The organism is Prosthecobacter sp. (assembly GCF_044236155.1).
Taxonomy (GTDB): domain Bacteria; phylum Verrucomicrobiota; class Verrucomicrobiia; order Verrucomicrobiales; family Verrucomicrobiaceae; genus Prosthecobacter.
In genome coordinates, this window is sequence record NZ_JBIIHA010000003.1 from 121,235 (window position 1) to 142,202 (window position 20,968).

At 58.7% G+C, this 20,968-nt stretch carries 20 protein-coding genes; 14 read left to right on the forward strand and 6 right to left on the reverse strand.

The annotated features are described in order from the left end of the window. Nucleotide 1 precedes the first annotated feature (1 nt). Both ACILSE_RS04325 and ACILSE_RS04330 read right to left on the reverse strand, forming a co-directional pair. Nucleotides 2-952 carry a hypothetical protein gene (locus tag ACILSE_RS04325; protein ID WP_395716125.1) on the reverse strand — a complete coding sequence of 317 codons (951 nt, stop codon included), beginning with the start codon at nt 950-952 and terminating at the stop codon, nt 2-4. Next, a complete protein-coding gene (locus ACILSE_RS04330; RefSeq protein ID WP_395716126.1) occupies nt 933-1,742 on the reverse strand; it encodes a ParA family protein in 810 nt (269 codons plus the stop codon). Before ACILSE_RS04330 ends, ACILSE_RS04325 begins: the two co-directional genes overlap by 20 nt. Nucleotides 1,743-1,834: 92 nt before the next feature. Between ACILSE_RS04330 and ACILSE_RS04335 the strand changes: the two genes are divergently transcribed. The 3 genes from ACILSE_RS04335 to ACILSE_RS04345 all read left to right on the forward strand — a co-directional run bounded on the left by ACILSE_RS04335 (nt 1,835) and on the right by ACILSE_RS04345 (nt 3,770). Next, complete coding sequence (locus tag ACILSE_RS04335; protein WP_395716127.1) at nt 1,835-2,164, forward strand: hypothetical protein; 330 nt, start codon at nt 1,835-1,837, stop codon at nt 2,162-2,164. Nucleotides 2,165-2,185: 21 nt separating this feature from the next. Beyond that, complete coding sequence (locus tag ACILSE_RS04340; protein ID WP_395716128.1) at nt 2,186-2,770, forward strand: hypothetical protein; 585 nt, start codon at nt 2,186-2,188, stop codon at nt 2,768-2,770. A 172-nt stretch (nt 2,771-2,942) separates the two neighbouring features. Then, nucleotides 2,943-3,770, forward strand: a complete 828-nt coding sequence (locus ACILSE_RS04345; protein WP_395716129.1) for a hypothetical protein — start codon at nt 2,943-2,945, stop codon at nt 3,768-3,770. 66 nt (nt 3,771-3,836) lie between these two features. Here ACILSE_RS04345 and ACILSE_RS04350 read toward each other — a convergent pair whose 3' ends face one another. After that, nucleotides 3,837-6,050, reverse strand: a complete 2,214-nt coding sequence (locus ACILSE_RS04350; RefSeq protein WP_395716130.1) for a redoxin family protein — start codon at nt 6,048-6,050, stop codon at nt 3,837-3,839. 125 nt (nt 6,051-6,175) lie between these two features. Here ACILSE_RS04350 and ACILSE_RS04355 point away from each other — a divergent pair, with 125 nt between their 5' ends. Both ACILSE_RS04355 and ACILSE_RS04360 read left to right on the forward strand, forming a co-directional pair. Further along, nucleotides 6,176-7,123, forward strand: a complete 948-nt coding sequence (locus ACILSE_RS04355; RefSeq protein ID WP_395716131.1) for a 6-bladed beta-propeller — start codon at nt 6,176-6,178, stop codon at nt 7,121-7,123. Then, nucleotides 7,120-7,785, forward strand: coding sequence for a hypothetical protein (locus ACILSE_RS04360; protein WP_395716132.1), 666 nt, complete (start codon nt 7,120-7,122; stop codon nt 7,783-7,785). Before ACILSE_RS04355 ends, ACILSE_RS04360 begins: the two co-directional genes overlap by 4 nt. On the opposite strand, the gene ACILSE_RS04365 is transcribed toward ACILSE_RS04360, so the two are convergent. Beyond that, nucleotides 7,740-8,444, reverse strand: coding sequence for a DUF1080 domain-containing protein (locus ACILSE_RS04365; RefSeq protein ID WP_395716133.1), 705 nt, complete (start codon nt 8,442-8,444; stop codon nt 7,740-7,742). The genes ACILSE_RS04360 and ACILSE_RS04365 overlap by 46 nt on opposite strands. Before the next feature lie 179 nt (nt 8,445-8,623). On the opposite strand from ACILSE_RS04365, the gene ACILSE_RS04370 reads away from it, so the two are divergent. The 7 genes from ACILSE_RS04370 (at nt 8,624) to ACILSE_RS04400 (ending at nt 16,594) form a co-directional block, all read left to right on the forward strand. Beyond that, nucleotides 8,624-8,875 carry a hypothetical protein gene (locus ACILSE_RS04370; protein WP_395716134.1) on the forward strand — a complete coding sequence of 84 codons (252 nt, stop codon included), beginning with the start codon at nt 8,624-8,626 and terminating at the stop codon, nt 8,873-8,875. Then, nucleotides 8,872-9,078 (forward strand): hypothetical protein, encoded by a 207-nt coding sequence (locus tag ACILSE_RS04375; RefSeq protein ID WP_395716135.1) that lies wholly within the window; start codon nt 8,872-8,874, stop codon nt 9,076-9,078. The genes ACILSE_RS04370 and ACILSE_RS04375 overlap by 4 nt, the downstream gene beginning before the upstream one ends. Before the next feature lie 30 nt (nt 9,079-9,108). After that, on the forward strand, nt 9,109-9,984 hold the full coding sequence (folD, locus tag ACILSE_RS04380) for a bifunctional methylenetetrahydrofolate dehydrogenase/methenyltetrahydrofolate cyclohydrolase FolD (RefSeq protein WP_395716136.1): 876 nt from the start codon (nt 9,109-9,111) through the stop codon (nt 9,982-9,984). Between the two features lie 31 nt (nt 9,985-10,015). Beyond that, nucleotides 10,016-11,182: a serine hydrolase domain-containing protein gene (locus ACILSE_RS04385; RefSeq protein ID WP_395716137.1), complete on the forward strand. Its 1,167-nt coding sequence runs from the start codon at nt 10,016-10,018 to the stop codon at nt 11,180-11,182. Between the two features lie 49 nt (nt 11,183-11,231). Continuing rightward, nucleotides 11,232-12,776, forward strand: coding sequence for a S10 family peptidase (locus ACILSE_RS04390; RefSeq protein WP_395716138.1), 1,545 nt, complete (start codon nt 11,232-11,234; stop codon nt 12,774-12,776). Between the two features lie 252 nt (nt 12,777-13,028). Next, complete coding sequence (locus ACILSE_RS04395) at nt 13,029-15,230, forward strand: DUF1549 domain-containing protein (protein ID WP_395716139.1); 2,202 nt, start codon at nt 13,029-13,031, stop codon at nt 15,228-15,230. A 47-nt stretch (nt 15,231-15,277) separates the two neighbouring features. After that, on the forward strand, nt 15,278-16,594 hold the full coding sequence (locus ACILSE_RS04400) for a DUF1501 domain-containing protein (RefSeq protein WP_395716140.1): 1,317 nt from the start codon (nt 15,278-15,280) through the stop codon (nt 16,592-16,594). A gap of 58 nt (nt 16,595-16,652) precedes the next feature. Here ACILSE_RS04400 and ACILSE_RS04405 read toward each other — a convergent pair whose 3' ends face one another. Further along, entirely contained in the window at nt 16,653-17,750 is a 1,098-nt protein-coding gene (locus ACILSE_RS04405; protein ID WP_395716141.1) for a PEP-CTERM sorting domain-containing protein, read from the reverse strand. A 173-nt stretch (nt 17,751-17,923) separates the two neighbouring features. Here ACILSE_RS04405 and xseB point away from each other — a divergent pair, with 173 nt between their 5' ends. Both xseB and dxs read left to right on the forward strand, forming a co-directional pair. Further along, nucleotides 17,924-18,274 (forward strand): exodeoxyribonuclease VII small subunit, encoded by a 351-nt coding sequence (gene xseB, locus ACILSE_RS04410; protein ID WP_395716142.1) that lies wholly within the window; start codon nt 17,924-17,926, stop codon nt 18,272-18,274. A 3-nt stretch (nt 18,275-18,277) separates the two neighbouring features. Next, nucleotides 18,278-20,170, forward strand: coding sequence for a 1-deoxy-D-xylulose-5-phosphate synthase (gene dxs / locus ACILSE_RS04415; RefSeq protein ID WP_395716143.1), 1,893 nt, complete (start codon nt 18,278-18,280; stop codon nt 20,168-20,170). 33 nt (nt 20,171-20,203) lie between these two features. Here dxs and ACILSE_RS04420 read toward each other — a convergent pair whose 3' ends face one another. Then, the gene (locus tag ACILSE_RS04420; protein ID WP_395716144.1) at nt 20,204-20,872 is read right to left on the reverse strand and encodes a L,D-transpeptidase; all 669 of its coding nucleotides are present in this window, start codon (nt 20,870-20,872) and stop codon (nt 20,204-20,206) included. Nucleotides 20,873-20,968: the final 96 nt, after the last annotated feature.

Below are 20,968 nucleotides of genomic sequence, written 5' to 3' on the forward strand. Positions count from 1 at the left end.
GTTACGCCGCGCTCATCGCCGCGCACAGGGCGCCGCGTAAAATCTGAGCAACTTCCTCTGCCAGGCCCTCAGGAGCGGCCACGGCGGCATGCACCACTCCAGATGAAGTCTCGCATGGGATCACGGTGAGCACATGCCCCGAGGCCAGGGGCTGGCGCATGACCGGCGGTGGTGAGCAGGCGGCGGATGCGCCGGCACGGGTGGCGGCCCCCCAGGCCATCATCGTGGAAAGCACCAACCCCGCCTTCGCCTCCCCGCCCCAGAGCACCTCTCCGTCATCGCTCATCACCAGCACATGACCGCCATTCTCCTTCAAAACATCCCGGGCCCAACCGGCAAAGGCCGCCAGACGCGCATTCTGCGGTCCTCGCGGGATTTCGAATGAAGGAAAACTCTGCGGGCCACTCATGCTTGCGCTGGTCGTTTCCGCCAGAGGTGAAGGAACGTCCGCCATCTTGGGGCGGGCGTCAGCGCTTTGGCCATTCAAGACAGTGTTCGCGGACTCCACAGGCGCTTCTGTTTTCAGCGATGGCTCGAGCGTTCGTGTCAGAATGCCCGCCTCAGTCGCCCGCTGGCGTATCGCGCGAAGCTTGTCACGGATGCGGCTGAGCGGCAGCGCGGCGGCTGGATTGTGCAGCGCGTGAGCGTGAGAATCATGCCCGGCCTCATCGTCAGAAGCACTCTGTTCTTCTTCGATCGCCGGCAAGTGATCGTGCTCCGTCTGCAGCTCGGAAGAATGGGAGATCTCAGACTCGTTCTCCCCCCGCTCGTCAGCAAGGTCGTCATCCGCGCTGAATGACGCAAAACCATGGGCGGTCTCTGCTGTGAAAGCTTCCGCCGGCGCTGTTTCGATCTCCACGACCGGTGATGAGGTGGCTGCGCGATCATCGTGCGGCGCGATCTGCTCCACCAGCGCCTTCAGCCTGTCCGCGTCAATCCAGGAGACTTGCATGGCCTTGCTCCTTCTCTCGTTCTTTTGCCAGTCCCGTGCGCTGCTCCAGTTCGGCGGCGATCTGGTCGAAAATCAGCGCCTCCGGGGGCGGATTGCGCTTCGTCAACGCCACGGGCACTCCGAGCGCGCTGGCTTCGAGAAACGAAGCCAGCCGCGGAATGCTCTGCTGGAACATCAGATTCGCCGGCAGCATCTCCCGCAGCTCACGCGCCACTTTCAGGCTCATCTCCTGCTCCCGCATGACCATCGTCAGCAAAATGCCCGCCACGCGCACGCCCGCGCCCTCCGCGCGGAAACGCGCCAGCGTCTCCAGCAGATGCGGTACGCTGCGGATCGCCAGAGGCTCCGCCTGCTGCGGCAGAATCACAAAATCACAGGCCTTCACCACCGCTTCCGTCGTGCTGCTCATCCCCGCCGCCGTGTCCATCAGCACGATGTCCGCGCCGCGCAGTTCCGCGCCGCGCAGCAGGTCAGCCAGCCGTGCCGGCACCTCGTGCGCGGGCCAGCCCTGCCGGGCGCAGGCATCATACTGGCCTGCGGGAATGATCTCCAGCTCCGGTAGCCGCGTCGGCACCACGATCTTGCCCAAATCCCCGCCACGGACCAGAAACTCATGAAAACCCTCCCGTGCCTTCGCGCTCTTCGCCAGGGAAAGGCCAACGCCGCCCTGCGGATCAGTGTCAATCAAGAGCACCCGCCATCCACGCCTTGCCAGCGAGTAGGCAAGGTTGATGCACAGCGTGGTTTTCCCCACGCCTCCCTTCTGGCTGGCCGTTGCAATCGCGATCACGCGCCGATGCTAGGGTGTGTTTGCCGCTTGGCAAGGATGTTGCACAAATGATACGCCGACGTTAGATCAGTGCGCTAAAGCTCGCGCTATTCATGAAACGGCACCTGATTATTTGTATTTCCCTCGGGCTGCACTGTGTCTCTTGTGAAAAACATGAGGCCTTGAATAAGGAAGCCTCCATGCTGGATGCCACCCTGTTCGATGAGCAGGCCCGCATCACGCAGCTCGATAAACACATTGTCGAATTGGGTGGCCGGGAAGCTGGCGAACAGCTTCGTCTGCAGTTGGAGATGTTGCGCTCCCGGACCACTGGCATCGAGAAGCAGAATGACATCCGTGCAAAAAAGTGGGCTGAAATCGAGGCGGAGTTCGTAAAGCTCAAACCCGCAGCAGAAGCATTCAAATCATCGCATTCGCAGTAACCACTCAACAATACCCGCACGATGCTTGAATTTCGCCTTGGGTCCCTTTTGCTTAAGTTGCTCTTGTTTCTAGCCCTAGCTCTTGGCGGCTACGAGTATTTCATCCGCATGGATGAATTGAAGGCGGAAATCGCCAAGAAAAAGAATCAAATCCAGGAATTGCAAGAGACCGCGAACGCCAGAAGCGCGGAATATCAGGAACTGGCGCGGGTCAAAAGCCAGATCTCCGATCTTCTCAAGCGTGAGACTGTAGCTCTTCAACAAAGGGACATGATTGATCAAAAAGAGCGCCGGCTCACCGGAGAGATCAAATATCTTTCCCAAACAATACCCACTGTAGTGGAAAAAGCCCGCGCTGCCGCGATCGGGACAACCATTAAGGTACTGAAGCTGGAAAGCCGCTCCGCGCTGCTTAATGCGAAAATCATGAGGATTGAGGACAACTCGGTCACCTTCATGCATGAGGAAGGCGTGGCAAATTTCAAAGTGTACACTGAGGAACTGCCACGCGATTTTACTGACAAATACGATCTCGGGCCAAAGAGCATTTCAAAAGGGCTAGAGTTGCTGAGTGACGAGTTATCGGCGGCACAACAGGAGCGCTAATGCTCGCCAAGTCGGAAGGAGGCACGTGAAAAAGATTGACCACGCCCGACTTGTCGCAATCGTCGTTGAGGTTAAATTTTTAAGTTGTTACTAGTGCGTGATTACCAACGCTTATCAACACAGTGTCACATTTCACTTGGAAAATCGTTAACATCTAAACATTGAAACCACTATGAAAAGATTGATTCACACAACTCTTTTGGGCTTGATGTTGATCCCGTGTCTAGCGAAGGCTGATTCATCGGAGGCCGCAGGGCGCTTGTTCGCTGAAAAACAAGAACGGCAAACTTTTTTGAAAAACGTTGGGATGGCCATGGCACAAGATGTGGCTCCACAAGTTATTGCCGAAGCAAAACTCTTTTATGGTCTATCGAACGGTGACACCGACTATCTCCGTCAAAACTTGGCTTTATTCGAAAAAGTAGCGCGGTCCCTCGACGCGAGTCGGACCATCAAATTCAAGACTGTAGATGAATGGAATGAGAAAATTAACTTCGTGAAAGAGTTGGCGGAATCCCCACAGCCAAATACAACTACGACGCCCTCTGGAGAGGATTCGAAAGCTGAACTTCTGAGGCTTCAGCAGCAACTCGAAGAGAAAACCCGGCAACTCGAGCAGCTACAGGCAAATGCGAATCAGGCTGCGTCTCAAGAGTACAATGTGCCAATTGTAAGCGACGATCCGAGTCTAGGAAACCCCGCACTCCGGTCTCAAGTCACTCGGGAGTCGTTGGGAAAGGTGTTTATCCCGGGGAAAGGCTGGCTTTCTGTCGGTCCGAATGGGCCAATTGATGCTGGTCAAAAACAGGTGGTTTCTCGAGTTCGCACACATGCCGAAGTCCGAACCAGAGAGCTAGCTAAAGCTGCTTCAGCTGCAGGAATGACGCCCGCAGAGTATTCGAATATGCTTCAAAGACAGCAGGCATCCCGGAATTTGAATAGCCTGACCAATGAGATCTCAAGACTAAACAGTCAGATTTCTGCCCTCCGCAAATATTAAAGTTTCCGCATGTTAGCTGTGCTTTTTTGTGCAGCTCGATTATAGGACCTGCGCTAGAGCAGGTAATCACTCCCCGCCTGCAACCGTCGGATTCAGCGGCGTGTAGTGCTCCAGGTAGCCGATCATCATTTCGTCGTAGGTCTGCTGGCCCCAGCGGACATTTTTGGTGGGATCAGGATTCGCTGGGTTTTCAGAGCTGTTGTCGAAGACGGCGGTGATTTTGAGGGTGGTGCCGCGTGGGAGGAAGCGGGGCATGGCGTAGTCGTAGCGAAGCTGCCAGTTGAAGTCGTAGCGGGGGATGTCGAGCAACGTTTCGGTTTTGCCATCGGGTGAGACGGCCTCGAATTTGAAGGCTTTGCCGCGTACATGCATGTGGGCCATCCAGGCCATCGCATTGATGTCCGTGGGCAGTTTGCGCTGGGCGGTTTCGATGTGGTTCGCGGCTCCGGCCGGGATGTTGATGCGCGCGTTCGGCAGTGCGGTGGTGTGGACGACGTATTTAGGCGGCTCTTTGGAGAAAAGCAGGCCCATGCGCATGGTGTCCTGCACGGCTTTGCCGCTTGGCGTGTAGTGAATCTGGAAGCTCACCGTTGCTCCGGCGGGCAGTTTGCGGGCAAAGCCTTCGGGATAGATCTGTTTCGTGTTTCCGGGCACATAAGCGGCCCAGTAGCCTTCGCTACCCTCCTCGCCGCCACCGCGCACCTTGCGGCCTTTTTCAAAGACGGTGACGATGACGTGATGCACCACCTGCCGCTCCGTGGGCAGAATTTCGTAGCCGCGCACCCAGCGGTCTTCGGCGAAGTCAGTCGTCACCGTGACGTGCTGGTAAGGCATGGTGCCCTCGGCCTTGATCGAAATCGCTCTTGATGAAGCGATAATGGCGTCCGGTTTGCCAATGCTCCACTCGCTGGGGAACTGGCGCGGCTTCGGCGCGTCGGCCAAATCGCCCTTAGGACGATCCGAGGCCAGCCAGGCGAGTAATTCGGCGCGATCTCGTTCGGAAAGCGAGCGATCATTCGCCCACGGCGAGTGCATCTGGCCTTCCAAGGCGGCGGCGAACCACGGCGGCATCGCCCCACGCTCCACCTGCTTGCGAATCATGCCCGCGTGCTCGATCACCGTGTCGTAAGAATCGAGTGCAAACGGCCCCACGCCGCCGCTGTGATGGCACTCCACGCAGTTGGCCTGCATGATGCGGGCGATGTCGCGATGATAGGTGACACTGCTCGCGACGGTGTTTTTTTCCGGAAGATCGAGCGCACAGCCCGGTGCGCTCGTCGCGGCGATTTCCGAAGGCTTGCCGCTCAGCATCGCGGTCACGGCATCACGCAGGTAATGATGCGCAGGCTGCTCTTTGGCGTAGCCAAGACCGTATTGGTCATTCAACGCACCGCGATAGACGAGCGTTCGCGTCGCATCGAGCAGGAAGACCTCCGTGGTCGTTGTTGCGGCCAGCGTCTGCGCCAGTTTCGCCTCGGCATCGAGCGCCACGGCGGATTTCAAGCCGTGTTCCGTGATGAATTTCGTGATCTCCTCGCCCTTCTGGCCTGGAGGCGCGTTCACGAGCAGCAGCTTCACATCTTGTGCTTCCAAATCCTTTTCCAAGCGTGCCGTCTCCGGTCCCAGTTTGCCGCTGATCGGGCAACTGGCACTGAACAGCGCGATCACGAGGCCGTTTTTGCCTGCGGCGGCGCTCAGCTTGAGCTCTTTGCCATCCAGGGTCCTCAACGCGAGATCATCGACCATGCGTCCGACGCCGTGGTCGGCCCCCTTGAGCATCTGCGGCGCCTCTTTGAAGGAAGGATCCTCGCTCGCGGGCTTGATGGGGCTGCTGGTAGTCGGGCTGTCGGCAGCGCCGCGTTTGCGCAGACTGGCGAGCGTTTTGACCGCCTCGTCCAGCGTCACGCTGCCGTCCTTGTCGGTGTCGAGGCCGTTGAACCAGCGTTTGTTCGGCAGTTCTTCCTCCGTGAGCTTGCCGTCGGCGTTTTTGTCGAGCCGCTTGAAAAGACCGCCGGTGTCCGAGCCGCCGCCGATGAGGTTCTGCGTCTTGCGCACGCCTTGCAGCGCCTCTTCGCGGGTCAGCGTGCCGTTTTTGTCGGCATCGAGCATTTTCAAATACTGCGCGCTGTTCATCTCGTCGCCGCTGATGACGCCGTCGTTGTTTTTGTCGAAGGCTTTGAAGCGCGAGTCGAATTCCGCGAGTTGCGACTGAGCGCGCAAGCCGATGGCGGAAACGGCCAGCGCAACGCCGCCGAGGAAGATGAAGCCAAGCTTTTTCATGGGAGGGAGTGGAATGTGAACTCGATGGGTGACGGGAAGTTTCCTGCCGTATGACAGGATCATCCAGCAAAATGAATCCTGCGCGATTGACTCCGCCTCCGGTCTTCGTTTGAATCGCCCCTCTGATGAACAACCGTATCCTCTCCCTCCTGTCCGTCATCGCCCTCTCCGGCAGCGCTGCTGCTGAAGTGGCCTATGAATTCGTCCCGAACTTCATCACTCCGCCACCCGGCAAGGAAACCATTGGCAACGGCCACGGTGAAATCGCCGTGGATTCCTCCGGGAAGGTCTATGTGAGCGTTCAGGAGGCCAACGCAGGCATCCAGGTCTATGGCACCGACGGCAAGTTCATCAAGGCGCTGCCGCTGCCGCCTTCGCTGCATGGCTTCGTGATCCGCAAAGACGACGATGGCGAGTTCATCTTCGCCGCTGTGCTCGGCGAGCAAAAAGTCATCAAGTGCGACCTCGAAGGCAAGGTCCTCATGACCATCCCGACAAGCGAATTCCCCGCCGACAAGGTCGGCAAGGGCCTCAAGCTCACGAACTGCGACGTCGCCCCCAACGGCGACATCTACGTCGTCGATGGCTACGGCCAGAGCCACATCTTCGTCTTCGGACGCGACGGGAAGTTCAAGAGCGTCTTCGGCGGCCCTGGAGAGCCGCTCAAGCTCGCCAACGCCCACAAGATCTTCATCGACCGCCGCTTTGAGCCTGCCCGCGTGATGATCTGCGACCGCGGCCACAAGCGCATGCTGCACACCCAGCTCGACGGCACCTTCATCGGCGAGATCGCCACCGAGATGCGCAATCCCAGCTCCGCCAGCTTCCACGGCGACCTGATGTGTGTCGCTGAAATCGCCGGCAACGTCAGCGTGTGGGACAAGAACAACAAGCGCGTCGCCGACCTCGGAACGAGTCCGAAACCGACGAACACGCCTGGAATCGAGCCCAAAGACTGGCAGCAGGGCATCGTGACCAGCCCGCATGGCATCACCTTCGACAACGACGGCAACATTCTGGAAACCGAATGGAACAAGTGGGGCCGCGTTCTGAAGTGGAACCTCAAGAAATGAGGAATCACGAATTCGGAACGACGAATGATCTGCCGCTTCGCGTCTGGCATTCATTCGTCATTCTGATTTCTGCATTCGTCATTCTGGCTCCTGCCAGCGCCATGGGCCACGGAGCGGAGTTTTTGAGCGCGAAACTCACGCTGTTGCCGGATGCTGAGGTGCGGCTCGAAGTCACCGCCGATTACGGTGGCAATCCTCTCATCTCGGACGAAGCCGCCGCAAAAGAAGCTTTGCTCGATCCCATCCAGCTGCGTTCTGGCAACACACTCGTACCATTGTCGAAAATCACGCCTGCCAGCGTCACCAAGCATGACAACTGGGTGGAGTTTGCGCCCGCCTCCTATCTGCCGTCCGACACGGAGACGCAGCCTCATGCCTTGATCACGTCGGCCTGGCGCTGGCGCAGCGCATTGCCGGAAATCGTCTTCGAAATGCCCAAGGGCAAACTGCATGACGTGCTGCTGTGGACGCATGACGAAAACAACCCCGATGCGCCGCCGAAGTGGATGCTGCTGCTCGCCGGAGACAGATCAAAGGCCATCGCCGTCCACTGGACGCCCTGGTGGCGTCGCTGGCAGACGTTGATGGCCTCGTCGTTTTTTGTTCTCGCGCTCGGTTACTTTGTCTCGCGGAACTTCACATTCCGCCAGCGCACGCTGTAAGGGCCGGCGCCTTTCGGGATGCCGTGCACCTGGAAGCCGATGTAGCCCTCAGAATCACCGGGCTGGGTGAAATCGGCAGTCTTCACGCCGTTCACGAAGCTCTGGTAGTGGTCGCCCTTCACCACGATGCGATAGTGGTTCCAGTCGCCTTTTTTGAAGGCTGCCTTCGCCGCGTCGGTGCGCACAGCCTCGGTCTTCGTGAGGATGCTCCACCATGTGCCGCGCCGGGCCTCATCGTAAAAATCACCGGCCGTGCCATTGATGGCGATCTCACACTGCGGGCCGTAGAGACGGCCTGCGGGCAAAGGTCTGCCCCCTTTGCTGCCTTCCGGCGCCGGGTCGCCTTCCTTCGCGATGTGACTGCGCACCTGCACGCCGGAATTCAGCGCGTCATCCACGTTGACCTCGAACTCGAGCTCAAAGTCCTTGAAGGGACCGATGGCGAGGAAGGTGTTCGGGCTGCCATCAACCGTGGTGCCGATCAGCACGCCGTTTTCCACCTTATAAGTGGCCTGACCACTGATGATCTGGCCGCCCTGCAATGAACCGTCTGCGAACCAGTATTGCCAGTCCGGCCCTGAATCTTGGGCTTGGAGCGTAAAGAATGCGGTGGTGAGCACGGCGGCAGCCGAGAGGGAGGCGATGAGGGTGGTTTTCATAAAAAAGAGGCGTGTTGAACGCCTTTCGCGTGGGATTTCCATCGAAAAGCCGAATTGCTTAACAAAACTTAATAAACTAGGTGATTTTTACCCGGTAAAAACCTCAAATAAATCGAAACCAACCTTGACCACCCGGCCAAGTTCGAGTTAAAACCAGATTATTACCCGGTTTTAATTGGATGGCCCGCCCCTCAAACACCTTCGATTCACTCTCGCTGACGATCGCGGTCACTCCGCAGATCAAGCAGTATCTCGAAGACCTGACCTTGAAGGGCACGTTTGGCAGCAGCCCCGCCGAGGCGGCGCGGATGCTTCTGAGCAATGGGATCGATGCCATGTTGAACACGGGTGCTTTGGAAAGACGCAAATGGACGCTCAAGGACGGCGAACTCGTCCTGGTCACGCCCGATCAACCTGCCCTCACCTCATGACACTGCAATTCGATCTCCAAGCCGACTCTACCGTCTTCTCCACCCTTGTGGAGGTCGAAATGACCGACACTGACCGCAGCCTCAAGGGCAACTGGAAGTCCGAAACGCGACTCTCGATGCTTTCGCATGAAATTGCCCGCTACATGCCCGAACTCGCCACCATGCTGGCCCAGGCCGGAAAGCAGCGGATGCTGGCAGCTTGAAATGCCGCCCACCTTGCGCCAACGAGGCGCATGCCCCTCATTTCCGGAACCGCCGTCGCTGAAAAAGTACTCGCCGAATGCCGTCGTGACATCGCGGAACTCGCAGCCAAGGGCCGCAAGCCAGGTCTCGCCGTGATTTTGGTCGGCGATGATCCAGCCTCCCGCGCCTACGTTCGCTCGAAGGACAAAAAGTGCCGCGATCTGGGCCTGCACTCGGTCAAACTGGAGCTCCCGGCCACCACAACGCAGGATGAGCTGATCGCGCACGTCCGCGCCTTGAACAACGACCCTGCAATTCACGGCATTTTGGTGCAAAGCCCGCCGCCCAAGCACATCGACGAGGCGGCCATCGTGCGGGCGATCGATCCTGCGAAGGATGTAGATGGCTTCCATCCCGTGAATGTGGCAAAACTGGCCCTCGAAGACCCAACAGGCTTCGTTCCGTGCACACCGCTCGGCTGCCAGCGCCTGCTGATCGACGCCGGCATCGAAACCAGCGGTGCGCATGCCGTGGTCGTTGGTCGCAGCATGATTGTCGGCAAGCCGATGGCATTGCTGCTGATGGCCAAAGGCAAAGGCGGCGACGCCACTGTGACCGTCACGCATTCCCGGACGCGTGATCTCGCCGCCATCACCCGGACAGCAGACATCATCATCGCCGCCATCGGCCGCCCGCATTTCATCAAGGCCGAGCATGTCAAGGAAGGCGCGGTCGTCATCGACGTCGGCATCAACCGCGTGGATGATCCCAGTAGCGAGAAAGGCTACAAACTCGTCGGCGATGTCGCCTTCGACGAAGTCGCTCCGAAATGCCGTGCCATCACGCCGGTTCCCGGCGGCGTCGGCCCCATGACCATCGCGATGCTGATGGCGAACACGATCAAGGCCTGCAAGCAGGCTGCATGACGTGTGCATTGGCCAGCGTTGAGTGAGGCGCATGAAATCCAGCCTCGCTCTCCTTTTTCTCGTCTCTCAAGCCCTCGCTCTCGACTCCGCCAAGCTCGCCGCCATTCATCCGGCAATGGAAGAGGCGGTGAAGGCGAAACAAGCCGCCGGAATCGTAACGCTGGTGATGGAGAAGGGCAAAGTCGTGCATCACGACGCGGCGGGCATGGCGGACATCGCCAAAGGGCGTGCGATGGAGAAGGACGCGCTGTTTTGGATCGCCTCGATGACGAAATCAGTGAACGGAGCGGCAGTAATGACGCTGGTGGATGAGGGAAAGCTCGCGCTCGACGAACCGGCGTCGAAATGGCTGCCGGAACTCGCGAACGTGACCGTGCAGGGCGGCGCAAAGCCTGAGAAGCCCATCACGCTGCGCATGCTGCTCTCGCACACGGCGGGCATCGCCTTTCCGCCGCGTAAACCGACGGATGGAGCCATTTCGCTCAAAGCCTATGCCGCCACGCTCATCAAGACGCCTTTGGCCTTCCAGCCCGGCAGCAGCTACGAGTATGGCTTCGGCCCCACGGTGGCCGGACGCATCATCGAGATCGTCAGCCGCATGAAATACGAGGACTTCATGCGCACGCGCCTGTTTGAGCCGCTGGGCATGAAGGACACGACGTTTCACCCGAATGACGCGCAGCGCGCACGAATCGCCCGAACCTACAAGATGGATGAGGACACGCATCAGCTCGTGCCCGGCTACAATCCATTCGTGACGAGCGATTCGAGCGTGCAGCACATGCCAGAGCCTGCGGGCGGCCTGTTTTCCACGGCGCAGGACATGGGACGCTTTTACGCGATGATCGCGAATGGCGGCGAACTCGACGGCAGACGCATCCTGAGCGCGACAAGCGTCGCCGAGATGACGAAGCCCGTCACTGCCGGCGAAAAACAGCTCAACTACGCCTGCGGCTGGCAGTGCAACACGGAAACGCAGCGCGTTTGCGCTGCCATGCCCGTAGGCAGCTTCGGTCACGGCGGCGCCTTTGCCACGAATGGCTGGATCGACCCGAAAAGCGGCATCGTGACGGTCTTCCTCGTGCAAAACGTGCTTGTGCCCGACAGCGGCAAGCCTCGTGACGCCTTCCAAAACCTCGTCATGGCGGCCGCGGGCATCACGGTGAAGCCGCTTGCCGCCAAGCAGGCCAAGCGTTGATCACGCGCACGCCTGGTGATTCTGATTCCATTTGGAACAAGGGCGTGCCATGCTCCATGCCGCCATGACGATCCAACCGAACTTCTTTGCCGTTTTGTGCGCTTTTGCGCTGCCCCTTGGTCTTGTTGCCGAGGACGAGAAAAAGCCGGAGGAGCCCAAGAAGGAGGAGAAAAAGGACGATAAGAAGCCGGAGGACGACAAACCGGTCGTGACGGAGGGCAAGGTGACGATCGGCGACAAGGAGATCGCTTATGACGCGAAAGCAGGCACGCTGCCCATTTTGAAGCCGGACGGCAAGCCGTCGGCGCAGGTGTTTTACACGGCCTACACGATGAAGGGCGTGAAGGACGCTTCGAAGAGGCCGGTGACGTTCTGCTTCAACGGCGGCCCAGGTAGCAGCAGTGTGTGGCTGCATCTCGGCGCCTTCGGGCCGAAGCGCGTGGACCTGCCTGCGGACGGCCTGACGCCGCCGAAGCCGCCGGGCGGGCTGGTGAGCAATGAATTCTCGATCCTGGGGGTGACGGACCTCGTTTTCATCGATCCCGTGAACACCGGCTTCAGCCGCGCAGAGGACCCGAAGAACGTGGGCGAGTTCCTCGGCGTGCAGGAGGACATCCAGAGCGTGGGCGAGTTCATGCGGCTGTGGGTGACGCGGGAGCAGCGGTGGAAGTCGCCAAAATTCATCGCGGGCGAGAGCTACGGCGGCATTCGCGGTGGCGGACTGGCGCAGCACCTCCAGCAGCGGCATCGCATGTATTTGAACGGGATCATTATCGTCTCCGGCCTGCTGGATTATGCGACGCTCATCGCGGGGCCGCTCAATGACACGCCGTACCTGGTGGGACTGCCCGCGATGACGGCGACGGCACACTATCACAAGAAGCTGCCGCCGGATTTGCAGGCGGACTTCAAGAAAGCGGTGGCGGAGTCGCGTGAGTTCGCCTTTGGCGAGTATGCATCAGCGTTGCTCAAAGGCGCGGATTTGACGAAGACCGCACGCGAGGCCGTGGTGCGGCAACTCGCGCGCCTGACCGGCCTGCCGAACAAACTCATCGAGGAGCAGGAACTGCGCATCGACAGCGGGGTGTTCCGGGAGATGCTGCTCCGGAAGGAAAAGCTGGTGCTGGGAGCCTATGACGCGCGCGTGACGGGCCGGGATGGCGACGAGTCGGAGAATCACCCGCAGATCGAGCCCTTCATGCGAGTGGTGGGCAGCATCGCGGCTGCGGCGATGAACGCCTACCTGCGCGAGGAGCTGAAGTATGAAAAGGACCTGCCTTACGAGGTGCTGGCTCCGCAGCCAAACTGGAACCATGGCAAAGGTAACAGCTACACGAGCGTCAGCGGCCAGCTCGCCGACGCGATCCGGCAGAATCCGCACCTGCGGGTGCTGGCGATGGTCGGCTGGCGGGATCTGGTGACGCCGCCAGACAACATGATGCTCAGCGTGCGCCAGATGCGTCTGCCGGACGAACTACGCAGGAACATCGAATTCGCCGAGTATGAGAGCGGCCACATGATGTACACAAACCGTCCGGACATGGAAAAAATGCACGCGGACATCATGGCTTTTATAGAGAAGGCGTTAAGATGATGGATCTGGGCTAGAGATTGCCTTTTCGCAGCTCTCGAAACGCAAATCGCTGATTATTAATCATCTGAGATGAAAAATCGGACCCGGATATGCCTTTATTGGCGATTGACTCGCTAGCCAATCCAGAAGCCGCCGTCCGTTTGGCAGGAAGACACTTGCCGAAAACGCAAAAATCCGGCATTTTTACCTAATTGAAGGGCATTCCAGCCCGTTCAGCCCTTTAGAAGTTCACACACTTCATTCCATACCACCATGAAACAAACCACGAAACTGCTCAGCAGCCTCTTCGTCACGGTCCTTTTCGCGGGTTCCGCTCTTGCGGAACTTCGCACTTGGACAGACAGCAAGGGCCGCCAAGTCACCGCCTCATTCATCGGTCTCGATGGTGAGAACATCATCCTGCAGACCGCGGATGGTGCCACGCACAAGTTCCCGCTGACAAATCTGTCCGCGGAAGATCAGGCGTTGGCCAAAACCATGAAGCCTTCGGAACAGCCTGTGATGCTGGCAAACGCCACCGTCGCCCAAGCCGCCCAAACGATTGACCGCCTCGTGGCAGGCGGCCTCGTCCGGGCCAATCCTGAGCGCGTGAAGGGCGGCAAGAAGCCCATCACCGGCTTCAACCCACTGGCGAATGACGAACAGTTCGTGCGCCGTGTTTACCTGGACATCGTGGGTCGCATCCCGAACCACACGGAAACCACGCAGTTTCTGCAGGACTCCAATCCGAACAAGCGTGCGAAGCTGATCGACATGCTGCTCGACAGCCCCGGCTACAACAGCCACACATTCAACTACTTCGCCGAAATGCTCCGTGTGAAGGATCGCCTCGAGCAGGACAACCTGCGTGGTGTTCCCTACATCAACTGGATGCAGGATCAGATCGCCAAGAATCGCCCTTGGAATGAAATGGTCTATGACATGCTTACCGCTACAGGCAAAATGTGGCACAACGGCGCAGCTGGCTACCTGCTCCGTGACGCTGGCATGCCTTTGGACAACTTGGCCAACACGCTGGCCGTCTTCCTCGGCACTGATGTGGCCTGCGCCCAATGCCATGACCATCCCTTCTCCGACTGGACCCAGCACCAGTTCTATGAAATGGCGGCTTTCTTCGGAGCCACGACCACCAACATGCGCACCGCCCAGGCCCGCAAGGACAAGGACTCCCCGGGCATGATGAATGCGATGAACGACTTGATGCCGAAGATCGAGGAGATGGTCACCAAGAGCGGCCAGGACATCAAACGCATCCGCAATGGCATCCAAAACTACATGGGAGCCAATCGCGCCATCGTTGGCGACATGGACAAGAACAGCATCAAGCTGCCGCATGACTACAAATACCCGGATGCCAAGCCCGGCGATCCTGTGGAGCCCAAGTTCATCATGTGGAGCAAGAACGACAAGAACCTTGCCGCCTACAAGCAGAAGGTGAAGGAGCCACAAGAGCTGCGCACCGCTTTCGCCAAGTGGACCACAGATCCGAGCAACCCCCGCTTTGCAATGGCAATCGCCAACCGCATGTGGAAGCGTGCCTTCGGCCAGGGCATTTCCGAGCCGGTCACCAACATCGACGACCCGAAGCAGTCGGTGAATCCTGAACTGCTCGTGCATCTGGCCGAGGAAATGAAACGCGTGAAGTTCGACATCAAGTCTTTCATGCGCATCCTTTTCAACACCCGCGCCTACCAGTCCGAGTCCACGACGGAAAAAATCGCCATGGGAGAGCCCTACTATTTCCAAGGCCCGCTTCTTCGCCGCATGACCGCGGAACAGGCTTGGGACTCCTACATGACACTGGTGCTCGGCGACCCCGACAAATACACCAAGCCTCTGGAAGACCTCTACAGCCGCTCCATCGACCTCGACCTCAGCAATCCGAAGCTTGATGCGCAGACGGTGCTCGTGAAATACGACGCCTTCCGCAAGATGGCTGAAAAGGAACGCGCCCTCATGGGTGGCGGACTCGCTGAGGCCGGCGGCGACATGATGATGGAGGACAACAAGAAATCCAAAGGCAAGGCTGACACCGCCCCTGCTGGTGGAATGATGGAAAACGCCTCGCTGAGCTACAATGGCATGGTTCTTCGCCGTGCAGCCGAACTCGAGCAGCCTGCTCCGAACGGCCACTTCCTGATCGACTTCGGTCAATCCCCTCGTGCGCTCATCGACGGCAGCATCAAGACCGGCTCCGTGCCTCAAGTGTTGATGATGATGAACGGCAAGGCTCAGGAAATGCTCACCAGTTCGGATTCACTCATCTTCCGCACGATGGAAAAAGTGAAGTCTCCCCCGGAAAAAGTGGAGGCGCTCTTCATCTCGGTGCTCAATCGCCGCCCCACGATGGCGGAGAAAGACATCGCCAAGCGTGCTCTTTCAGGTGGTGATGACGGCTACGCCAACATGATCTGGGCGCTCATCAACACCCGTGAGTTCATTTTCATCCAATAACACATCCACACACCCACATACCCAATAACGCGCACTCAACAAATTCTATGAAAACCGAATTGAACCGCCTCAATGAAATCTCGCGCCGCGAGCTCATGCTCCGCACCGCGAAAACCGCACTTGGTGTCAGCCTTCTGCCTGCCAGTTCCCCCTTCCTCCGCGCTGCGGAAACCGCCAGCAAGAGCGGCCCGGGCACTCCTGGCTTCGGCAAGGCCAAGCACGTCATCTTCCTTTGGATGGGTGGCGGCATGACACACATCGACACCTGGGATCCCAAGGACGGACCGACCAAGGGGCCGACCGATCCCATCAAAGCCAATGCCGGTTCCGGCAACATGGACCGACTGGGCGGAACGATGGAAAAGATGGCCAAACTGGCCAACAAGTTCTCCATCATCCGTTCGATGAGTTCCAAAACGGGCGTGCATGAATCAGGCACCTACATCATGAAGACGGGCTACGAGCCGCGCGGAACCATCGTCCACCCAGCCATGGGTGCTTGGGCCTCGCATTTCCTGGGCCGTGTTAAGGGCGTGACTCTTCCTGACAGCGTTGTCGTGAACAGCGGCAGTTCTTATCCTGGCAACGGTTTCTTCCCGACCACGATGAGCCCCATTCCGATCTCGAACCCGGAAGCCGGCCTGCAGAACATCAAGCCAAGCTCAGGCGTGACGGATGGTCAGTTCCAGAAACGTCTCTCGCTGATGGATGAGTTCGACACTTCCTTCCGCAAGAAATTCCAATCCGAGGAAGTTAAGTCCTACTCCGAGTTCTACGACGAAACCGTCAAGCTCATGAAGAGCGAGGACCTCAAGGCATTTGACCTCAGTCAGGAGCCTGCGGCGGTTCGCGAGAAATTTGGCCGCAACAACTTCGGCCAAGGTGCTCTGCTTGCCCGTCGTCTGGTCCAGGCCGGTGTGCGTTTCGTTGAAGTGCAATTCGGCGGCTGGGATATGCACAACACTATCGACAACGCGCTGGGTAACACCGGTGCGACGATGGACAATGTTTTCGCCACGTTGATCGAAGACCTGATTTCCAACGGTCTCTTTGAATCCACGATGATCGTCATGGGTTCCGAATTCGGACGCACACCGGACATCAACGAAAACGATGGTCGCGACCATTATCCGCTCGCTTACTCCACCGTCTTTGCAGGCGGCGGTGTCAAAGGCGGTTTCGTTTACGGCTCCACCGACAAGGAAGGACGCCGGGTTGCCGACAAGCAATGCACACCGCAGGACTTCCTGGCCACCATCGGCCACGGCATGGGCCTTCCGGTGGACGAAGTGGTCATGTCCCCCTCTAACCGTCCGTTCACGGTCGGCGACAAGGGTGTTCCGGTCATCGACATCTTTGCCTGATCTGGATTTCAGCAAGAATCCTTCAAACGAAGCACCCGGCGCAAAGCCGGGTGCTTTTTTATGCCTCAGGACGGCCGCTCCGACTCCTGGACAAACAGACAAAAGCAAATGCGACCCCGGCCAGTATCAGGCTGCCAGGCTCGGGGACCAGCACAGGGCTCAGCGTGAAACTGAAGTCGTCAAAAAAGTTTTTGAAGCTCGCAGCCCCGTTGTTCAGCGGTCCGCCCCGCAAATCCCACTGTAGTTCCGTCAGCGCTCCCGCGTCCAGCCCCAGGCTTTGATTGGACAGCACGTTCGTCTGGACACCCAAGGTCGACGTAAGATCATCAAAAGCGCTGACCACGATGCCGGCGGTGTTGTTGACCGGGTCCAGGATGACCACCAGTTCGGACCAACCGGCGGTACCCATCCGATGCGCCGTAGTCTGCCAGTTTCCCCCGCCTGGAAGGCGGTATTGCAGGTAGTTGTCCCCCGTGTAGCCGACTTGGAAAACAGTCTGGTTCGCGGCATCGCGCAGCGAGAGGCTCAAAATGTTGTCCAAATCCGTGTCATCCCAATCCGATGGGCAGAGCCAGAAAGCCATCTGGACAAGGCTGCTGCCAGTCGCCGCAGGTGCGGTGCCGCCATAGTCCCTTGAGTCCAGCGAGTAAGCGTAACTGAGATTCGTTTCCGAAGCCAGCAGGTTGAGCACGCTCTGCCCTGTACGCGCTCCTGGATAGCGGTAGGCATGCACATAGTCTCGTGTGAAACTGCCGTCGTAATAATAGGGCGCGTTTGAATCCTCCTCCAATCGACCTCCTGCCAAAGCCCGCCAGAGGCCCGAGTTGTCACTGATGTCCACTGCCGTTCCACCCGGACCGCCACTGTTCGTGCCGTATTGTCCGGCGTTATACCGGCTTAAGTCGGCACCATGCGTGCCATCCCCCAAGGTGTTCGGATATGTTCCCAATGGCACCACACCCGTGAAGCCATTGGCATCGATGTTATTGAGGTAAAACTGAGCATCTCCGGCCAGAAATGACGAAAGGATCTGCCCGTTCAGAGGAATGCGATAGCCATCCTGTTCCTCAAAACTACCCAGATATGCATTTGCATTCTGAGCTCCCCCTAAGAGGGCGCCCAGCAAACAGAGGCAGAACAGGAAACTTCTTTTCACAATCTGAGTACATATTTAACAGTATTTAATATAATTTCAATAACTTATGGGCTTTTGGTATGCTTTCCCATCATTTATCCACACCTCATTCTCACCGGCTTTTCCTGCTTGCGACGCCATTCGATCCCCTGATAATGGCCGCCCTTCCGCCCCTGCGCCAGCGCACGCGCACCATGAGCAAATCCAGCCCCAAATCTGACGAACTTTCCTTCGAGGACGCCATGCAGCGCCTCGACGAGATCGTGGCGGGCATGGAGGACGGCCAGCCCACCTTGGAGGAAATGATCTCCAGCTATGAGGAGGGGGTGGGTCTCCTAAAGCTCTGCCGCCAGCGCATTGATGGAGCAAGACGACGCGTCGAACTCATCAGCGGAGACATGGAGGGAGGAAAGGTTTCGCTCACGCCGTTTGAAGACGGTTCTATGGACGAAGAAACCGAGGAATCATCTGTTAAGCCCCGCCCTCAACTCCGCCGACGGAAAACCACCGACGCCGAGTCTGGTGGGGAAATACGACTTTTTTGAATTGTGGATACCACCGAACTGCCAGCCATCAACTCCCCCGCAGATCTCAAAGCCCTGCCCCTTGAGAAACTGCCCGCCCTCGCGGAAAAGATCCGCAAGACACTGATCGAGACGCTCAGCCAGACCGGCGGCCATCTCGGCCCGAATCTCGGTGTCGTTGAACTGACCCTTGCCTTGCACCGCGTCTTCGACACTCCGAAGGACCGCTTCGTCTTCGATGTCGCGCATCAGGGCTACATCCACAAGATGCTCACCGGCCGCTGGGACAAGATCCACACCATCCGCCAGCACGACGGCCTGAACGGCTTCCTCCTCCGCACCGAGAGCGAGCACGACTGCTACGGCGCGGGCCACGCCGGCACCGCCCTCTCAGCCGCTCTTGGCATGGCGACTGCGCGCGATCTCTCCGGCGGCGATGAGAGCGTTGTCTGCGTCGCCGGTGATGCTGCCTTCACCTGCGGCCCCGTCTTTGAGGCGATGAACAACATCGCCGCGCACACCAAGCGCCTCATCATTGTCCTCAATGACAACGAATGGTCCATCGACCGCAACGTTGGTGCCATCGCCAAATACTTCAACGCAATCGCCACCAATCCCGGCTACGCGTCGCTTCATCAGAAGGCCGCGAGGTTGTTTGAGTTCGTCCTGGGTGAAAACGCGCGCAAATTTGCCGAGAAAGTCGAGGGCAAGGCCAAGAACATCATCCTGCCGCAGAGCGAGACTCCTACGAACCGTAGCGTGCTTTTCGACGAGTTCGGCATCCGCTACTACGGCCCCATCGACGGCCACGACATCCCGCTTCTCATCCAGACCTTCGAATTTCTCAAGACGCAGAACGAACCCGTCATCCTCCACATCATCACGGAGAAAGGCCGCGGCTACAAACCCGCGCTTGATGACCCGCTCAAGTTCCACGGCCTCGGCAAATACAACGTCGAAACCGGCGAGACCGCTGCCACCGACAAGCCCACCTACTCCCAGGTCTTCGGGCGCGCCGTCACCGACTTCGCGAAGGACGATGAAAAAATCGTCGCCATTACCGGCGCCATGCCCGGCGGCACCGGCCTCAGCGTCTTCAAAAAAGAATTGCCGGACCGCTACTTCGATGTCGGCATCGCCGAGGAGCACGCCGCGCTCTTCGCCTGCGGCCTTGCAACACGGGGCATCAAGCCCTTCCTCACCATCTACTCCACCTTCATGCAGCGCGCGTTCGACATGATCGTGCATGACATGGCCATTCAAAACCTCCCCGTGCGCATGTGCATGGACCGCGGCGGCCTCAGCGGCGACGACGGCCCCACGCACCATGGTCTGTTCGACATCGCCTATCTGCGCGGCATCCCCGGCATCGTTCACATGCAGCCGCGGAACGAGGACGAGTTCGTGGACATGCTCTGGACCATGGCGAACTACGATAAAGGCCCCATCGCCATCCGCTACCCGCGTGGCAACGGACCCGGTGTCATGCCCAAGGAACGCCCCGCGCTCCTCGAGATCGGGAAGGCCGAGGTCATCTCAGACGGCAGCGACGTCGCACTCATCGGCCTTGGCGACATGTTCCCCATCGCCGAGGCGGCGAAGAAAGAACTCGAAGCCAAGGGCCTCTCTGTCGCCCTCATCAATCCACGTTGGATCAAGCCCCTCGACATGACGTGCATCTCATCCTTCGCCAACAAAGTGAAGGTCGTCTGCACACTGGAGGACCATGTCCTGCGAAACGGCTTTGGCGCCGGTGTCATCGAGGAGCTTAGCGATGCTGGTATTCACACGCCTGTCATCCGCATCGGCTGGCCCGACCAGTTCGTCGAGCACGGCACCCCTTCGATCCTGCGCAAAAAACACGGCCTCACCGTCGAAAACTGCGTCGCCAAAGTGCTTGCGGCGCTTAAAAAATAGTGATCGTCGAACCGGGGAGCACAATCGATAGAATCACTCCACGATCTTTACCGGCGTGCCAATCGGTGCATTGTGATAATAGATTCTTGCCATGTCAGAGGGCAAGCGGATGCAGCCGTGTGAGTCGGCGTAGCCAGGAAGATAGCCCTCGTGCATGCCGACGCCACCTGTAACGCGCATGAACCAAAACATCTTCGCCCCATCAAAACGTCCGCCTGGGGGCCTCGGGTCCTTGCGATTGTCGATCTGAGTCTGCAGCACGTTGCCGTGTTGATCAACCCAGTCACCGTACACCGACGAGTGGTGATCCGGATCTTTTTCAATGACCCGAAAGCTTCCTTTGGGCGTGGGAAACTGCGGACTGCCCGTGCAGACTGGCGACGAGCCCACCTTGTGCCCGCCTTTGTAGAAGTATGCCCGCTGCTCGCCAAGAACGATTACGATTTTCGGAGAACCTGACACGCCATCCCCGCGCCAGAACGTGTCGTCGAGGTGGTGTTGTCCCTTCGATCCTCTGGCGCCGAATTTTGGCAGTTTCACAAGTCCCCAGTATTCGTCCAGCGTGACTCTCTCGTCGACGACGTAATAAGCGCCCCCAGGTGCAGGCCGGTAACTGACGGTGGTGCAGCCAGTTACGCTCGTGATCAGCGCCAGAGAAAGCGATGGCAGTAAAATAACGGCGCGGAGCTTGGAACGGGGCATGGCAGCTTGTGGATCGGTTTGGTTTAGGACACTGGAACACAGCAGGACTTGCGCCAAAGACTTTTGTCGCCCATTCAGCGGCTCGCTGACTTCGCT

Coding starts and splice junctions, on each gene's coding strand:
- ACILSE_RS04350 (WP_395716130.1), bottom strand. CDS start 6,050: ATGAAAAAGCTTGGCTTCATCTTCCTCGGCGGCGTTGCGCTGGCCGTT.
- folD (WP_395716136.1), top strand. CDS start 9,109: ATGCCCCTCATTTCCGGAACCGCCGTCGCTGAAAAAGTACTCGCCGAA.
- ACILSE_RS04340 (WP_395716128.1), top strand. CDS start 2,186: ATGCTTGAATTTCGCCTTGGGTCCCTTTTGCTTAAGTTGCTCTTGTTT.
- ACILSE_RS04345 (WP_395716129.1), top strand. CDS start 2,943: ATGAAAAGATTGATTCACACAACTCTTTTGGGCTTGATGTTGATCCCG.
- ACILSE_RS04325 (WP_395716125.1), bottom strand. CDS start 952: ATGCAAGTCTCCTGGATTGACGCGGACAGGCTGAAGGCGCTGGTGGAG.
- ACILSE_RS04335 (WP_395716127.1), top strand. CDS start 1,835: ATGAAACGGCACCTGATTATTTGTATTTCCCTCGGGCTGCACTGTGTC.
- ACILSE_RS04385 (WP_395716137.1), top strand. CDS start 10,016: ATGAAATCCAGCCTCGCTCTCCTTTTTCTCGTCTCTCAAGCCCTCGCT.
- ACILSE_RS04355 (WP_395716131.1), top strand. CDS start 6,176: ATGAACAACCGTATCCTCTCCCTCCTGTCCGTCATCGCCCTCTCCGGC.
- ACILSE_RS04390 (WP_395716138.1), top strand. CDS start 11,232: ATGCTCCATGCCGCCATGACGATCCAACCGAACTTCTTTGCCGTTTTG.
- ACILSE_RS04420 (WP_395716144.1), bottom strand. CDS start 20,872: ATGCCCCGTTCCAAGCTCCGCGCCGTTATTTTACTGCCATCGCTTTCT.
- ACILSE_RS04400 (WP_395716140.1), top strand. CDS start 15,278: ATGAAAACCGAATTGAACCGCCTCAATGAAATCTCGCGCCGCGAGCTC.
- ACILSE_RS04375 (WP_395716135.1), top strand. CDS start 8,872: ATGACACTGCAATTCGATCTCCAAGCCGACTCTACCGTCTTCTCCACC.
- ACILSE_RS04360 (WP_395716132.1), top strand. CDS start 7,120: ATGAGGAATCACGAATTCGGAACGACGAATGATCTGCCGCTTCGCGTC.
- xseB (WP_395716142.1), top strand. CDS start 17,924: ATGAGCAAATCCAGCCCCAAATCTGACGAACTTTCCTTCGAGGACGCC.
- ACILSE_RS04370 (WP_395716134.1), top strand. CDS start 8,624: ATGGCCCGCCCCTCAAACACCTTCGATTCACTCTCGCTGACGATCGCG.
- ACILSE_RS04365 (WP_395716133.1), bottom strand. CDS start 8,444: ATGAAAACCACCCTCATCGCCTCCCTCTCGGCTGCCGCCGTGCTCACC.
- ACILSE_RS04395 (WP_395716139.1), top strand. CDS start 13,029: ATGAAACAAACCACGAAACTGCTCAGCAGCCTCTTCGTCACGGTCCTT.